The organism is Krasilnikovia cinnamomea (assembly GCF_004217545.1).
Lineage (GTDB): Bacteria > Actinomycetota > Actinomycetes > Mycobacteriales > Micromonosporaceae > Actinoplanes > Actinoplanes cinnamomeus.
Map to the genome: position 1 here is coordinate 2323946 of NZ_SHKY01000001.1, position 13490 is coordinate 2337435.

Annotated in this window: 12 protein-coding genes; 4 read left to right on the forward strand and 8 right to left on the reverse strand. The window is 72.0% G+C overall.

Annotated elements, in window-relative coordinates; translation table 11 throughout:
- Positions 1-334: 334 nt before the first annotated feature.
- Together EV385_RS10305 and EV385_RS10310 are read left to right on the forward strand one after the other, a co-directional pair.
- Entirely contained in the window at positions 335-1294 is a 960-nt protein-coding gene (locus EV385_RS10305; RefSeq protein ID WP_130509273.1) for an acyl-CoA desaturase, read from the forward strand.
- Positions 1295-1455: 161 nt separating this feature from the next.
- Positions 1456-2058: a TetR/AcrR family transcriptional regulator gene (locus EV385_RS10310; RefSeq protein ID WP_207230083.1), complete on the forward strand. Its 603-nt coding sequence runs from the start codon at positions 1456-1458 to the stop codon at positions 2056-2058.
- 44 nt (positions 2059-2102) lie between these two features.
- On the opposite strand, the gene EV385_RS10315 is transcribed toward EV385_RS10310, so the two are convergent.
- The 6 genes from EV385_RS10315 to EV385_RS10340 all read right to left on the reverse strand — a co-directional run bounded on the left by EV385_RS10315 (position 2103) and on the right by EV385_RS10340 (position 7851).
- A complete protein-coding gene (locus EV385_RS10315) occupies positions 2103-2564 on the reverse strand; it encodes a DUF4383 domain-containing protein (RefSeq protein ID WP_130509275.1) in 462 nt (153 codons plus the stop codon).
- A gap of 78 nt (positions 2565-2642) precedes the next feature.
- Positions 2643-4451 (reverse strand): ABC-F family ATP-binding cassette domain-containing protein, encoded by a 1809-nt coding sequence (locus EV385_RS10320; protein WP_130509276.1) that lies wholly within the window; start codon positions 4449-4451, stop codon positions 2643-2645.
- Between the two features lie 7 nt (positions 4452-4458).
- Positions 4459-5406, reverse strand: coding sequence for a 4-(cytidine 5'-diphospho)-2-C-methyl-D-erythritol kinase (locus EV385_RS10325; RefSeq protein ID WP_130509277.1), 948 nt, complete (start codon positions 5404-5406; stop codon positions 4459-4461).
- Complete coding sequence (locus tag EV385_RS10330; protein ID WP_242624809.1) at positions 5403-5981, reverse strand: Uma2 family endonuclease; 579 nt, start codon at positions 5979-5981, stop codon at positions 5403-5405. The genes EV385_RS10325 and EV385_RS10330 overlap by 4 nt, the downstream gene beginning before the upstream one ends.
- On the reverse strand, positions 5978-6868 hold the full coding sequence (rsmA, locus tag EV385_RS10335) for a 16S rRNA (adenine(1518)-N(6)/adenine(1519)-N(6))-dimethyltransferase RsmA (protein WP_130509278.1): 891 nt from the start codon (positions 6866-6868) through the stop codon (positions 5978-5980). Before rsmA ends, EV385_RS10330 begins: the two co-directional genes overlap by 4 nt.
- An 80-nt stretch (positions 6869-6948) precedes the next feature.
- Positions 6949-7851: a TatD family hydrolase gene (locus tag EV385_RS10340; protein ID WP_207229792.1), complete on the reverse strand. Its 903-nt coding sequence runs from the start codon at positions 7849-7851 to the stop codon at positions 6949-6951.
- 87 nt (positions 7852-7938) lie between these two features.
- Here EV385_RS10340 and EV385_RS10345 point away from each other — a divergent pair, with 87 nt between their 5' ends.
- Positions 7939-8979, forward strand: coding sequence for a hypothetical protein (locus tag EV385_RS10345; protein WP_130509280.1), 1041 nt, complete (start codon positions 7939-7941; stop codon positions 8977-8979).
- A gap of 3 nt (positions 8980-8982) precedes the next feature.
- Here EV385_RS10345 and metG read toward each other — a convergent pair whose 3' ends face one another.
- The gene (gene metG, locus EV385_RS10350) at positions 8983-10785 is read right to left on the reverse strand and encodes a methionine--tRNA ligase (protein WP_130509281.1); all 1803 of its coding nucleotides are present in this window, start codon (positions 10783-10785) and stop codon (positions 8983-8985) included.
- A gap of 1295 nt (positions 10786-12080) precedes the next feature.
- The gene (locus EV385_RS10355) at positions 12081-12296 is read right to left on the reverse strand and encodes a hypothetical protein (protein ID WP_130509282.1); all 216 of its coding nucleotides are present in this window, start codon (positions 12294-12296) and stop codon (positions 12081-12083) included.
- Between the two features lie 87 nt (positions 12297-12383).
- On the opposite strand from EV385_RS10355, the gene EV385_RS10360 reads away from it, so the two are divergent.
- On the forward strand, positions 12384-12995 hold the full coding sequence (locus EV385_RS10360; RefSeq protein ID WP_130509283.1) for a hypothetical protein: 612 nt from the start codon (positions 12384-12386) through the stop codon (positions 12993-12995).
- Positions 12996-13490 lie beyond the last annotated feature (495 nt).

The window sequence follows — 13490 nt, forward strand, 5'->3', positions numbered from 1 at the left end:
AATTCCATAGATCTCAATACATGAATCCGCTTCGGCAAGGAAGCTAGCCACAACTGATTACAACGCGGTTACACCATCTCGATGGACAAGGTGCAATTCTTGCGTCGGGACCACACCCTGACCGGTAGGCCTACCTGGAACACATCGACGTTCATCAGAATTTCCACCACTGTGCCGCACGGGTGCAAGCCCGGTGCGACGGTAGCGATTCGGGAAGCGCTGCCCGCCATTCGTGGGCAAGGTTCCCTGGCTGAGTTACGGTTGCGTAGGTTACGGTGACGTAGCCGTAGCTTCTTGATCCATCTCCCCCCGACCTTCCCCCGTGTGAGGTGCCATGACTTCCGTTCTCGTCGAGCCCGCACCCCAGGCCGCCGGCCCCAAGCCGCTGACCGAGGGCCCGCAGCAGCGCGGAGTGCTCATCGCGCTGTACGCGTTCGTGATCGTGCCGTTCCTGGCGGTCTTCGCCGCGGTGCCGGTCGCCTGGGGTGGATGGCTCTCGTGGACGGACGTCGCGATCGGGTCGGTCTTCTACCTGGTGTCCGGTCTGGGCATCACGGTCGGGTTCCACCGCTACTTCACGCACGGCTCCTTCAAGGCGAAGCGCTGGCTGCGCGTCGTGCTCGCGCTGGCCGGTTCGCTGGCCATCGAGGGCAACGTCATCCAGTGGGTCGCCGACCACCGTCGCCACCACGCGTTCAGCGACCTGGAGGGCGACCCGCACTCGCCGTGGCGCTTCGGCACCGGCTACTGGGCGCTGACCCGCGGCCTGTGGCATGCCCACCTCGGCTGGATGTTCAGCCGCGAGCTGTCCAACCGGACCCGCTTCGCCCCCGACCTGCTGGCCGACCGCGACATCCGCCGCGTCGACCAGATGTTCCTGCCGATCGTGATCTTCTCGACGCTCGGCCCCGCGCTGATCGGCGGCCTCGTGACCTGGTCGTGGCAGGGCGCGCTGTCCGCGTTCTTCTGGGCCGGCATCGTGCGCATCGGCCTGCTGCACCACATCACCTGGTCGATCAACTCCGTCTGCCACGTGTACGGCGAGCGCCCGTTCGAGATGCGCGCCGGTGACCGGGCCTCCAACTTCTGGCCGCTGGCGCTGGTCTCCTTTGGAGAGAGCTGGCACAACCTGCACCACGCCGACCCGACCTGCGCCCGGCACGGGGTGCTCCGCGGCCAGATCGACATCTCCGCCCGGCTCATCTGGATCCTGGAGAAGTTCGGCGCCGCGCACGACGTCAAGTGGCCGCGTCCGGAGCGGCTGGCGGCCAAGATGGTGAAGGCCCAGTCATAGTTACCGCCGCGACGGGCCGTTCGGAGCCCGTGAATGTCGGCGCCGACTGGCAGGATGTCCGGGTGACCGACCAGGACGACACCAGCAGCACCGAGCCGCGTGGCCGCCGTGCCCGCGCCGCCCGCACGGCGACCGGCAATCCCCCGGCCTCACGGGTCCGGATGTCCGCGGCGCAGCGCCGCGAGCAGCTCATCACGATCGGTCGGCAGCTGTTCGCCGAGCGCGGCTTCGACGCCACCAGCGTCGAGGAGGTCGCCGCCCGGGCGAAGGTGTCCAAGCCGGTGGTCTACGAGCACTTCGGCGGCAAGGAAGGGCTCTACGCGGTCGTCGTCGACCGGGAGGTGCGGGCCCTGCTGGACCGCATCGCCGCGGCGCTGACCGCCGGGCACCCGCGCGAGTTGCTGGAGCAGGCCGCGCTCGCGTTACTGGACTACATCGAGGAGGAGCCGCACGGCTTCCGGGTGCTGGTCCGCGAGTCACCCGTGCTGTCGCCCGGCGGCAACTTCTCCAGCGTCATGAACGACGTGGCGCACCAGGTCGAGCACATCCTCGGCGCCGAGTTCAAACGGCTCGGCTTCGACCCGAAGTTCGCCGAGCTCTACTCCCAGGCCCTCGTGGGCATGGTGGCGCTCGTCGGGCAGTGGTGGCGCGAGGCGCGCAAGCCGAAGAAGGACATGGTGGCCGCGCACCTGGTCAACCTCGCCTGGAACGGCCTGTCGCACCTGGAGGCCAAACCGGCGCTGCGTACCCGCAAGGCGCGCTGACGCGCGACACCGCGCCCGGGGTGCCGGGCGCGGCGCTTACGGCCTCAGGCCGCGGCGCCCTCGCGGACCTGGCGCGGGGCACCGGCCAGCTTCGCCGGGGCGACCTTGGTGTACTGGCCCGCCATGATCAGGCACAGCGCGACGAGCCACGTCACGATGACGGTCGCCATGCCGAAGTCCAGGACGTTCACGTCGGTGCGCAGCACCGCCAGGGAGTAGCTACCGACCACGATGAGTCCCCAGCCCACGAACGTGTAGGCGGCGGCGTCGCGGTTGTTGCCCAGGGCCGTCGCGCCGAGCACCAGCACGCCGAGCACCAGCGACACGATCGACCAGAACAGGTTGGTGTCCTGGCCGAGCACCTTGTCGGTGGACTTGCCGAACAGACCCTCGTCGGCGGTGACGATGAAGCCGACCACGCCGAACACGACGAGATACGCGCCCATCAGGGCGCCGATGGCGCGGTAGAGCGGCCGCAGCGGGTGGTTGACCGGGGTGTGCGCCATGGTGTCCGTTCTCCAGCTCGGGTGTCGTTCCCGCCGATTCTCGCGTATCGCCCGACGGCGCGCAGGGGCACCCCCGGATCAGTGGCCCGGGACCTGCTCGGCCAGCTCCAGCCAGGCCTCCTCGACCTGCGCCCGCTCCGACTGCGCGGCACGTAGCTGGGCGTCCAGCTCCACGATCTTGTCGTAGTCGGCGCCGTGCACCGCCAGGCTCTCGTTGATCGAGAGGATGCGCTCCTCCAGCTTGCCGAGCTGGCGCTCCAGCCGGGTCAGCTCCTTGCGGGCGGCCCGCAGCTCCCCGGCGGACATGCCCGGCTGCTCCGGTGCGGCGGCGGTCGCGGTGGGCGCCGACGCCGACGTGACGTCCGTCGCGCCGCGCGCCGCGGCGCGCATCAGGTACTCGTCGATGCCGCCGGGCAGATGCACCAGCCGCCCGTCGCCGAACATCCCGTACGCGGTGTCGGTCACCCGTTCGACCAGGTAACGGTCGTGGCTGGCCACGATCATCGTGCCCGGCCAGGAGTCCAGCAGGTCCTCCAGCGACGCCAGGGTGTCCGTGTCCAGGTCGTTGGTGGGCTCGTCGAGCAGCAGCACGTTCGGCTCCGTGGCCAGCAGCCGCAGCAGCTGCAGCCGGCGGCGCTCACCGCCGGACAGGTCGCTGACCGGGGTCCAGATCCGCTTGTCCGTGAAGCCGAAGACCTCGGCGAGCTGGGCCGCCGACATCTCCTTCTCGCCCAGGCGGACCCGCTTGGCGACCTCCTCGACCGCCTCCAGCAGGCGCAGCTGCCCCGGCAGCTCGGCCAGTTCCTGCGACAGGAACGCGGGTCGCACGGTCGCGCCCGTGACCAGCCGCCCGCCGTCCGTGGTCCGCACCCCGGCCAGCAGACGCAGCAGGGTGGTCTTGCCCGCCCCGTTCGCCCCGAGGATCGCGATCCGGTCGCCGGGGCCCACCTGCCAGGTGAGATCCGTCAGGATCGTCTTCTCACCCGCCTGGAGCGCGACGTTCTCCAGGTCGTACACCTGTTTGCCCAGCCGGGAGACCGCCAGCCGCTGCAGGCTGACCGTGTCGCGGACCGGCGGCACGTCCGCGATCAGCGCGTTCGCGGCGTCGATGCGGAACTGCGGCTTCGACGTACGCGCCGGCGGGCCCCGGCGCAGCCAGGCGATCTCCTTGCGGAGCAGGTTCTGCCGGCGCGCCTCGATGGCCGCCGCGACGCGCTCCCGCTCCGCCCGGGCCAGGATCCACGCCGCGAAGCCACCCTCGTACGTGTGCACCCGCTCGTCCGCGACCTCCCAGGTGGCGGTGCACACCGCGTCCAGGAACCAGCGGTCGTGGGTGACCACGACCAGCGCGCCCCGCCGGGACAGCAGGTGCCGGGCCAGCCAGTCCACGCCCGCCACGTCGAGATGGTTGGTGGGCTCGTCCAGGATCAGCAGGTCGGCCTCGCGGACCAGCAGAGCGGCCAGCGCGACCCGGCGGCGCTCCCCGCCGGACATCGGCCCGACCGGGGTGTCCAACCCCAGGTACGCCATGCCGAGCCCGTCCAGGATCGCCCGCACCCCGGCGTCGCCCGCCCACTCGTGCTCCGCGCCCATGCCCTGCGCGAGCCAGGCCGTGCCCAGCACGACGTCGCGGACGGTGGCCTCGGCGGCCAGGTTCAGCGTCTGGGGCAGGGCGGCCACCCGCAGGTCCCGGCGGTGGGTGACCCGGCCCGAGTCGGGCTCCTCGACCTTGGCCAGCAGGCGCAGCAGGGTCGACTTGCCCGCGCCGTTGAGGCCGACGATGCCGACGCGGGCGTCGTCGTCCAGCCCGAGGGAGACGTCGGTGAGCAGCTGACCGGCGGCGCCGTACCCCTTGCCGACCCGGTCCAGATTGACGATGTTGGCCACGATCCGACTAGATTACCCGCGCCCCCGGCATCGGCCCGCGCGCGGTGACCGCCTCCCGGCACACCCCCGCGTCGGCCAGCGCAGCCGCCACCGTCTGGGCGTGCGCGCCGTCCGCGGTGAGGAAGACACAGGTCGGGCCGGAGCCGGACACGATGCCCGCCAGCGCGCCCGCCTCGGCGCCGGTCTTGAGCACGTCGGCCAGGTGGGGGCGCAACGCCAGCGCGGCGGCCTGCAGGTCGTTGCCGAGTACGGCGCCGAGTACCGCCGGGTCACGCTGGCGCAGTGCCGCCATGAGCGCGTCCGCCGGGCCCAGCGCAACCGGCGCCGAACCGCCCGCACGCAGCCGGTCCAGCTCGCGGTAGACCTCGGGGGTGGCCAGGCCACCGTCGGCGATCGCCACCACCCAGTGCCAGGTCGTGGGGCGGGCCAGGATCGGGCTGACCGCCTCGCCGTGGCCGGTGCCCAGGGCCGTGCCGCCGTGCAGCAGGAACGGCACGTCCGAGCCGAGGGTCGCGCCGATCTCGCCCAGCTCGTCGCGGGACAGTCCCGTGCCCCAGAGCAGGTCGCAGGCCAGCAGCGTGGCGGCCGCGTCGGCGCTGCCCCCGGCCAGGCCTCCGGCCAGCGGGATCGACTTGCGCAGGTGCAGCCGGGCGTGCGCGGGCACCCGGGCCTCGGTGGCCAGGGCGCGCGCCGCCCGGATGATCAGGTTGCTCTCGTCGAGGGCCAGCTCACCTGCGCCCTCGCCCTCCATGGTCAGGGTGAGGGTGTCGCCGGCGCGGGCGGTCAGCTCGTCGAACAGGCTGATCGCGTGGTAGACGGTGTTCAGCTCGTGGTAGCCGTCGGAGCGCAGCGGCCCCACCCCGAGATGAAGGTTGATCTTCGCGGGGACCCGAACCCGGACCGGGCCGGCCGAGCGGCGCGGCTTGTCGTCGTCCGGCCCCCACGCCTCGGTCACGGAGTGATGTCCCGGATCGGCAGCCGGATCTCGAACGGCTCGCTCAACACCAGCTCGGTGTCCGAGTCGGCGACCAGCTCATACCGCCCGTCCCGCAGGTCGTACGCGAACACGTGCAGCGGATCCTGCTCGATGCGCCAGTAGTGCGGAATGCCCGCGGCCGCGTACGCGACCGGCTTCTCCAGCCGGTCCCGGCGCTTCGTGCTCGGCGACACCACCTCCACCACGATGGCGACCTGCGATGGCAGGAAGAAGTGCCGGTCCTCCGAAACCGGTTGATGCAACAGCAGCACATCCGGCTCGTGGGTGTCGCCGAGACCGACGGCGACGCCGACCGCGGTCAACGGCTCGTAGTAGATCTCGGGAGCCTGCTGACGGAACCACAGCCACAGCAGATTGCTGATCTTCTGATGCCCGGCCGTGGGGGAGGGAACCACGATCATGACTCCATCGCGAAGCTCGACGCGGGGGGCGTCATCGGGCAGGTTCAGGACGTCCTCGAGGGTGTACCCCGCAGCCCGCTGCGTGACCGGGTCGGGTGACCACATGACGTGGCCGGCTGTCTCGGCGGTCATCGGTCCACCTCCTCGCGCGTCCCGCTGAGCTTACCGCCGTACCCGTGGTGGATTCCGGCAGCCGCGATCGCGGCGAACTGCTCGACGGTCAGCGACTCCCCCCGGGCCTGCGGATTGATCCCGGCCGTGACCAGGGCCTTCTCGGCGTTGTCGGCGCCACCGGCCCAGCCGTTCAGCGCGGCCCGCAGCGTCTTGCGGCGCTGCGCGAACGCCGCGTCCACCACCGCGAAGACCGCGCGCCGGTCGACGTCGGCGGGCGGTTCCCGGCCGGTGAACGCGACCAGCCCCGAATCCACGTTCGGGACCGGCCAGAACACCGCGGGGGGTACCCGGCCCGCCGGGCGGGCGTGCGCGTACCAGGCCAGCTTGACCGACGGGACGCCATACACCTTGGAGCCGGGACCGGCGACCAGCCGGTCCGCCACCTCCTTCTGCACCATCACCAGCCCGCCACGCAGCGTGGGCAGACCGGCCAGCAGGTGCAGCACCACCGGCACGGCCACGTTGTACGGCAGGTTCGCCACCAGCATCGTCGGCGCCGGATCCAGCTCGGCGGCGGTGATCCGCAGAGCGTCCGCCGGATGCACCGTGAGCCGTGCGGCGTCGGCGCGCTCACCCACCGTCACGGGCAGCGCCGCCGCCAGCACCGGGTCGATCTCCACGGCGTGGACGTGCGCCGCCACCGGAAGCAGCCCGAGGGTGAGCGACCCGAGTCCCGGCCCCACCTCCAGCGCGACGTCGTCGCCGGTGAGGCCCGCGGCGGCCACGATGCGCCGGACGGTGTTCGGGTCGTGCACGAAATTCTGGCCGAGCTTCTTGGTCGGCGTGACGCCGAGGCGCGCGGCGAGCTCCCGGATCTCCGCCGGGCCGAGCAGTGCGTCCGCCATGAGGCCACAGCCTACGGCCGGTCACCCGGACACTTGCCGCGCACCTCACCTCCGCCGTTCCCGGCAGCCACCGCCGGGGGCTAGCGCCAGGGGCCGAAGACCCGGTCCCCGGTGGCGGAGATCGCCGCGCACAGCGCGTCCAGGTCCGCGTCCGCGGCCTCGGCCAGCGCCCGCACGGTCAGCGGAATCAGGTACGACGCGTTGGGCTGCCCCCGGTACGGCATCGGCGTCAGGTACGGCGCGTCCGTCTCGACCAGCATCTGCCCGGGCGGGGTGACCGCGGCCGCCGCCCGCAGGTTGCCCGCGCTGGCGAACGTCACCACGCCCGCGAAACTGAGCAGGTACCCCCGGCGCACGCACTCGGCGGCGAAGTCCGCGTCGCCGGAGAAGCAGTGCAGCACCACGGTGTCCGGGGCGCCTTCGGAGTCCAGCACCCGCAGCACGTCGTCGTGGGCGTCCCGGTCGTGGATGATCAGTGGTTTGCGGTACCGCTTGGCGATCGCGATGTGCGCCCGGAAACTCTCCTCCTGCGCCGCGCGCCCCGCCTCGCCGGTACGGAACGTGTCCAGCCCGGTCTCGCCGACCCCGCGGACCCGCGGCTCGGCGGCCAGCGCCTCGATGGCGCGCAACGCCTCGTCGAGATCCGGCAACGTCGGCGCCTCGTTGGGGTGCAACGCCACCGTGGCCACGACGGCCGGCTGGCGGGCGGCCAGCTCCGCGCCCCACCGCGAGGACGCCACGTCCACCCCGACCTGCACGAGCCGGTCCACGCCGACCTTCGCGGCGGCGGCAACAAGCGCCTCGACCGGATCGCCCGTGCCGCCGGGCACGCCCGCCTCGTGGACCGTGATGTCCAGGTGGGTGTGGCTGTCGAAGACCGGCACCGCCAGCGGAGTGGGCGCGGGCGGGAACTCCCCCGCGCGGCGGCGGGCACGGGCACGGCGGGATTCGGCAGGCGAAGCGGTGTTCATCCGGCCCAGCATCACACATCCGGGTGAGAGTTCCTTCACCCGCACTGCGGCAACCGGGAATTTACCCGGAATCAATGAACGTCACTTAATGTGCCGAGAGTGACCGTGACGGGTGAGGAGAACGCAGTCAGCGTCGACCCGCAGGAGCCGCCGCTGATGGCGCCGTTGCTCCGGGACCTGAGCTGGGCGACGGTACAGCGGATGAGCCAGTCGGCGGCACATCGCGACGACGCGATGCTGAGCCGGATCCGCGCCACCGCGGCGGTGCACCGCGGCACGCGCATGGTGAAGGTCCTGTCCGCCGCGCAACTCGCGGGCCATCTCGGCGGCTGGCTACCGTACGGCTTCTGCTATCGCGCGTGTGACCTCGCGCATCTGAGGGGTCCGGCGGATCTGGCGCTGCTGCGTACCGACGGCACCATGGACACCACCGTGACGTACGCGTTGCGCTGGCGGGCGGTGGACCCGAGCGACTACGAGATCCCCTGCGCGCCCGCCCAGCCAGGCCTGTCCACGCTGCCCGCACACGACCGCGTCGGCGCGCTCGTGCTCGGCACCGGTTTCACCCCCAGCGCCGACGACCTGATCCCCGAGTTCATCACCGCCGGCTTCGCCGACCTGCCCCTGCCGGCCAACGCGCAGCTGCTGGCGTACCCGGCGGGCGGCGAGGAGGTCGTGCTGTACACGTACCAGCCTGAGCAGCACGGCTGGCTGCGGCTGGCCGGCCCGCGCTGGCGGCACCTGCTCGACGGCCTGCCGGGCGTGAGCCCGGACCGCGAGTACGTACCGTGCACCGACACCCCGTCGGCCCGCCTGGTGGGCCAGGCCGGGATGGAGGAGCACGAGTACGAGGCGGTGGCCGACCCGCCCGGCGAGTTCCGGGTGCGGGCGCTGACCCGGGCCGCCCGGTACCCGGTCACCACCCTGAGCCGCCGCGCCGAGCAGGCCAACTGGCGTGGTGTGCCGTGCTGGGTACTGCAGCGCGACGACAGCTGGGCCCGCCTGCGGCTGATCCGCCCGGGCGCCGAGGCGCTGGTCGACACCGGAGCCCGCTGCTACGAGCGCGGCGTGTACGAGGCGTGGGCCCCGATGCGGGAGCTGGAGGGGCACCACATCGCGGACCTGCCGTACACGATCTGAGCCCTACTCGGCCGCCTCCAGGCGGGCCAGCTCCTCGTCCACAACGGACGGATCCAGCTTGCGGAACACCGGCTTCGGCGCGGCCAGCGGCGTACCCGCCACCAGCGGGACCCGCTCCCACCTGGCGCCGGCGGTGTAGTCACCCATCAGCACCGGGTAGCCCGGCCCGCCGTCGAGGTCCTCGACCTCCACGATGGACGGCATCGGCGCGTGCACCCCCGTGCCGCCGAGCAGCTCGTGCACGTTCTGCGCCGAGTGCGGCAGGAACGGCGTCAGCAGCGTGTTGGCGTCGCGCACCACCTGCAGCGCGACGTGCAGGATCGTACCCATCCGGGGCTTGGACGCCTCGTCCTTGAGCTGCCACGGCGCCTGCTCCGACAGGTACTTGTTGGCCTCGGCCACCACCCGCATCGCCTCGCCGATCGCGGCCTTCTGCCGGTGCCGCCCGATCAGGTCACCGACCGTCGCGAAACCCGCCTCGGCCACCGCGAGCAGCTCACGGTCCGCGTCGGTCAGCTCGACCGCTTCGGGTACGGCGCCGAAGTTCTTCGCCGCCATCGAGATCGACCGGTTGACCAGGTTGCCCCAGCCCGCGACCAGCTCGTCGTTGTTGCGCCGCACGAACTCGGCCCAGGTGAAGTCGGTGTCGTTGCTCTCCGGACCCGCCGCCGCGATGAAGTACCGCAACGCGTCCGCGTCGTAGCGCTCCAGGAAGTCCCGCACGTAGATGACCACCCGGCGCGACGACGAGAACTTGCGGCCCTCCATCGTCAGGTACTCGCTGGAGACCACCTCGGTGGGCAGGTTCAGCTTGCCCAGCCGCCCCGGCTCCCCCGCCTTGTCGCCCGCGCCGGAGTAGCCGAGCAGCAGGGCGGGCCAGATGACGGAGTGAAAGACGATGTTGTCCTTGCCCATGAAGTAGTAGGCGTTCGCGTCCTTGCCCTGCCCGTCGGCGGACCACCACTGCCGCCACGCCTCCGGATCCCCGGTGCGCCGCGCCCACTCGATCGACGCGGACAGGTAGCCGATCACCGCGTCGAACCAGACGTAGATGCGCTTGTCGTTGCGCTCGCGCCAGCCCTCCAGCGGGATGGGTACGCCCCACTCCAGGTCACGGGTGATCGCGCGCGGCTGCAGGTCGTCGAGGAGATTGCGGGAGAATTTCAGTACGTTGGGCCGCCAGCCCTCGCGGGCGTCGAGCCAGGTGGCCAGCGCCTCGGCAAAGGCGGGCAGGTCGAGGAAGAAGTGCTCCGTCTCGACGAACTCCGGGGTCTCCCCGTTGATCCGCGACCGGGGGTTGACCAGCTGCTCCGGGTCGAGCTGGTTGCCGCAGTTGTCGCACTGGTCGCCGCGGGCGCTCTCGTACCCGCAGATGGGGCAGGTGCCCTCGATGTAACGGTCGGGCAGGGTCCGGCCCGTGGACGGCGAGATCGCGCCCAGGGTGGTCTTCCGCACGATGTACCCGTTGTCCAGCAGGCCACTGAACAGCTCCTGCACCACGGCGTAGTGGTTACCGGTCGTGGTGCGGGTGAACAGGTCGTACGACAGCCCGAGGCCGTGCAGGTCCTCGACGATCACCCGGTTGTACCGGTCGGCCAGTTCGCGCGGCGTGACACCCTCGGCGTCGGCCTGGACCTGGATCGGGGTGCCGTGCTCGTCCGTACCGGAGACCATGAGCACGTCGTGACCGGCCATCCGCATGTACCGGCTGAACACGTCGGAGGGCACCCCGAAGCCGGAGACATGACCGATGTGGCGCGGACCGTTGGCATAGGGCCAGGCGACCGCGGCGAGAACGTGGCTCATGGTGCTCCAGCGTAGTGACCGCCACACCCGCCGCGCGAACGGATAGCAGGGGTCTGATTTGTCCCGACACGCCCCATCAGGAACGTGCTCGCCAAGGTGCCGCGTAGTCCAATGGTGCGGTGACCGCAGACGCGCCGCAGCCAGGGGAAACATCGCGAAGTGAGGGCGAGGCGGTCCCGGAGGACGCCGCGCGGCGGCACACCGGGGCCGACCGCGAGCCGGGCCGCGCCGCCGGAACAGCCACGACCGCGGCCCCGCCACGGCCCCCGCTCTGGCCCCCGCCACCCCGGCACGCGGCCCCGGAACCCCCGTCAACGGATACCGCCGCCCCACCCCCAGCGGCGCCTCCTTCAGCCGCCCTCTTCTCGGCGACCCCTCCCTCAGCGGTCCCGTCCGCAGCGGCCCCACCCACAGCGGCCCAGTCCTCCGCCGCCCCGCCGACAGCGACGGCGCCCTCGGCGGCCCAGTCCTCTGCCGCCCCGCCGACAGCGACGGCATCCCCGGCGGCCCAGTCCTCTGCCGCCCCGCCGACAGCGACGGCGCCCTCGGCTGCACGGCCCTCAGGGGCCCCGCTGTCATCGGCTGCCCCGCCCCAGGCGGTGCCGGGCGGGCCACTGCCGCCGTCGGCTCGGGTGGGTGAGACGGCCGCGGCGCCGACGATCGCCCCGACCGTGGCACCGGTCCCGGAGCCGACCGCGCTCGACGCGGTGACGGCGGAGTTCCCCACTGTCGGGCGTGCCGCGCCACGGGTCCCGGTGGAGCGCCACCACCACGTGGTCGACGGAGTCCGCCTGGACCCCGTCGGCCCACCGCAGTGGCCGCAGGTCAAGGGGTCCGCTGGCACAGCCGCGCCCGCCACGCCATCCACAGCCCAGGCCGGAGTCGGCCCAGCCCAGGCCGGAGTCGGCCCAGCCCAGGCCGGAGTCGGCCCCCGGGCGGGGACTCCGGATACCGCCGCACACGCGTCGTCCGCCGACACCGCGGCGGCCGCAGGCGACGGCGCCGACATACCCGACGTCATGCTCCTGCCGGAGCCGGTCGGCAACCGGTCCACGGCGAACGCCCCCCGCCAGCCGGGCGCCGCGCAGATCGCATCGTCGGCACCGCAGTCGACTGGCCCGGCAGCGCACTCGACTGGGCCGACAGCGCACTCGACTGGGCCGACAGCGCACTCGACTGGGCCGACAGCGCACTCGACTGGAGCGGCAACGCACTCGATTGGACCAGCAGCGTACTCCGCTCAACCGGCGCCGCAGACGACCGGACCAGCGCCGCTTCGGTCGGCCCTAACCGGGTCACCGACGACCGGACAGGCCGCCGGGCAAGCTAACGAGCAGGCGGCCGGGCAGCCCAGCAGGCAGGTGGCCGAGCAGCACAACAGGCAAGGTGAAGGCACCGAGCAGGGCGGCGGACTGGCCCGCGAGGACAGGAGCCGACCGGCCGACGAGGGCAGGAACGAGCATGCCAGCGAGCACGAGGGCGCGCATGCCGGCCGGCACCAGGAACAGCACGGAGGCACGAAGGCTAGTCGACACCCGGGTGGCCGAACCCGCGAGCAGGGTGGCGAGGCGGAGGTTCCGGCGAGTCGGGCGGCCGCCTTGCTGGAGACGTCGACCTTCTGGTTGTCCGACGACGAGCGGGCCCGGCAGGCGGCCACGGCGGAGCCGGAGCGGCCGTCCCAGCTCGGGGTGCCACCACGGCATCGGTCGCGCGAACCACGCCGCCCACGGTCCGGCCTGCCCTCGCTCGTCGCACTCAGCCTGATCGCGGCGTTCTTCGCATGGGTCAGCGCCGAGCCCTTCTGGCTGGCTGTCGGGCACGACGTGAAGGGCCGGGCGACGGTGATCCAGTGCACCGGCGACGGAATCGGTCAGCGCTGCTTCGGGCAGTTCGCCACGGGCGACGGCTTCTCCCGGGTGGACCGGGTGACATTGCTCGGCGTCACCGGCGACCAGCGCGCCCGCGGCGCGGTCTCTCCCGCGCGAATGGTCAACCTGGACGGCCAGCAGGCGTACGTCGGGGAAACCGGCACACTGATGCAGCTGCGCTGGATGCTCGGTTTCGTGCTGGTGCTGCTGTGCGGCCTGGGCATCGCGGGCCTGACCGGCGTTCGCCGGCTGGAGAGCCGCCGAGCCCGGCACGGCGCACTACTGCTCAGCGTCGCGTGCCCACTGGCGCTGCTGGCCGGTTTCCTGGCCGCCGCGTACTGACTCCGATAACGCACCGTCCGGCACCCACCCACCAATCCCGGTGCCGGACGGCGACCCTCGCCTGAACACGCCGAACCAAAGTCCCCAAGTTCGAGGCTCAGCGGACAGCCACCACCCGACCCACAGCTGCAGCCAGCCATCCCACACCCAGACCTTGAACACTTTCGGCGCGGAACTGACCCCAAGTCATCAAGATCGAGTCCAGCGCACCCGCCCCCCAGCGACGCCTCTCCCACGACCAGATGACGCACCCTCCAACGACCAGATCTTGAAGGGTTCCGGCTCGGGACTGACCCAAAGTCCCCAAGATCGAGGCTCAGCGGACAGCCAGCACCCCGGCCCACAGCGGCGGCAGCAGCGGCAGCGGCAGCGGCAGCGGCAGCGGCAGCGGCAGCGGCAGCGGGCCATCCCACAACCAGACCTTGAACAGAATCGGCGCGGAACTGACTCCAAGCTGCTCCTCAAGGTCATATCCCAGCGAACAACCACCTCGCC

Excerpts from the sequence above, each read along its gene's own strand:
- EV385_RS10305 (WP_130509273.1), top strand. The coding sequence starts at position 335 with ATGACTTCCGTTCTCGTCGAGCCCGCACCCCAGGCCGCCGGCCCCAAG.
- EV385_RS10310 (WP_207230083.1), top strand. The coding sequence starts at position 1,456 with ATGTCCGCGGCGCAGCGCCGCGAGCAGCTCATCACGATCGGTCGGCAG.
- EV385_RS10315 (WP_130509275.1), bottom strand. The coding sequence starts at position 2,564 with ATGGCGCACACCCCGGTCAACCACCCGCTGCGGCCGCTCTACCGCGCC.
- EV385_RS10330 (WP_242624809.1), bottom strand. The coding sequence starts at position 5,981 with ATGACCGCCGAGACAGCCGGCCACGTCATGTGGTCACCCGACCCGGTC.
- rsmA (WP_130509278.1), bottom strand. The coding sequence starts at position 6,868 with ATGGCGGACGCACTGCTCGGCCCGGCGGAGATCCGGGAGCTCGCCGCG.
- EV385_RS10340 (WP_207229792.1), bottom strand. The coding sequence starts at position 7,851 with ATGCTGGGCCGGATGAACACCGCTTCGCCTGCCGAATCCCGCCGTGCC.
- metG (WP_130509281.1), bottom strand. The coding sequence starts at position 10,785 with ATGAGCCACGTTCTCGCCGCGGTCGCCTGGCCCTATGCCAACGGTCCG.